We start from the raw sequence: 1,849 nt of genomic DNA on the forward strand, positions 1-1,849 counted from the left end.
AGCTGAAGAAGCTAAGAAAGCCAATGAGGCCAATTCAGGTCAAGGTTTTGGCGGCGAAGGCAAAGTAATGGGTAAGGCTTTGGATGGCGGTGTCTTGGTAGCGAAAAAACGTGAAACCGGCGATTTGGAATATGCCAAAACCGAAGCTCCGACTGCCTCGGATAAAAACAGCGTCGTACTTGATGGTGTCGCCATTAATACCAAAGACGTTAAAGCGGGTGAGTTTACGTTGGGCGAAAAAAGTATGAACGGCGGTAAAACCGATGCAGCACAATATGCGGTACACAGCGGCGACCTGTTGCCTGACGTTCGTTACGGCGGTGTTGCCGATGTCAGTGATCTGCGTGATGTGAAACAGGCGTTGTTTGTCCAAGGCACGCCATCAGGCAGTGATACCGTTGCAGCCCAAAGAGGGGATGCAACCTATAAAGGCATCGGCCTGCATTTCCAAAACGGACTGCCGATCAATACAAGAGGTCTGCAAGAAATTTTTGAAACCGGTTCGCAAGCCAAGCTGGCCAATCTGTATCCTGCCGCCAAAGCAACCGATGTTACCGCAAAAGTCAATTTCGACCAAAAAACCATCAATGTCAGCATCAACCGCTATTCCGATCAAACGGTTGGCGGTGGTAGTGGTGGCAACAGGATTGCAGGTGTCGTCAAATCCAATGCGCGCGATATGGCGGAAAATCTGTCTTTCAATGGCGATTTGCACGGCAACACCTTCTCCAACAAGCAAGGTACGATGCAAGGCGGATTCTTTGGCGCGAAGGCAGACCAACTTGCCGGTACATATAGTGCGGCAGGCAAAAACCAACGTGATGAAGACGTAGTGGCGCGCGGTGTGTTTGGTGCAAAACGCCAAGATGCGGCAGCTCAAGCAGGCGGACAGCCTGATGCGCCGGTTGCCAAACCTGATGCGCCCGTAACCAAACCTAAAGATGATGCCGCCGCAGCCGAATTGAAAAAAGGTGAAACAGGCGAGCAATATATCTTATCGAATATCGCGAACTTGACCAAAGTCATTATCAATGGTACGACAATCGCTTTGGCACCTGTTACCAACAAGCTCCATCAAACTGAATTGGGTTCGGACTACAAATCGTTTGTTGCTTCAGGCAATTTGAGCAATGTTGTCTTCGGTGCGGCAAAACTTGCCGATAATGCCTACTCCTTGTTTGTTCAGGGGGTAATGAGTACCTCTCTACCGTCCGGTACGGCTAAATACGCAGGCGAGGTGTTGAATTTCCGTGCCCGCAACTTGGATAATAAGGAAAACTGGGTGGGTGATACAGGAGGCTACCGTACTGCCGGTTCGTTTACCGCAGATGTCAACTTCGATACTAAGACTATCGCAGGTAAAATCAATAGTGGTGACAGATGGTTCATGAATGAACGAGCCTTTACCGCAGGTATTACAGGCAGCAGCTTTAATGGTAAATGGGATTCCGGTGTGCAAGGTTCTATCTCAGGCGGATTCTACGGCGACAAAGCTGCCGAAATGGCGGGACGATACAGTTACAATGAAAAACCAGGTGATAATGGCTCTTCAAGTAACAACGCTTTCGGTGTATTCGGCGGTAAAAAGCAATAACCGTCTGTTTAAGCTGAAAACAAACCGCCTGAAAGGGCGGTTTGTTTTTGAGTGGGTAGGATTTTCAGACGACCTTTTACGGTAACAACAATCTAGAGAGCAATTTACCCGCTAAAAGGTCGTCTGAAAACCTTGAATCTTATTTTCAGATAATCTGAGACCTTTGCAAAATTCCCCAAAATCCCCTAAATTCCTACTAAGACATTTAGGGGATTTTCCATGAGCACCTTCTTCCAGCAAACCGCACAAGCCATG

1 protein-coding gene is annotated in these 1,849 nt (G+C 48.2%); it reads left to right on the forward strand.

The genetic code is table 11. The features are described 5' to 3' along the window. The coding region (locus tag ACTHS4_RS11485; RefSeq protein WP_440365962.1) for a transferrin-binding protein-like solute binding protein at window positions 1-1,594 on the forward strand (1,594 nt) is incomplete at its 5' end. Between the last annotated feature and the right edge of the window lie 255 nt (window positions 1,595-1,849).

The sequence above is a fragment of the Neisseria sp. P0014.S009 genome (genome assembly GCF_051958155.1).
In the GTDB taxonomy this organism is placed as follows: Bacteria; Pseudomonadota; Gammaproteobacteria; order Burkholderiales; family Neisseriaceae; genus Neisseria; species Neisseria flavescens_C.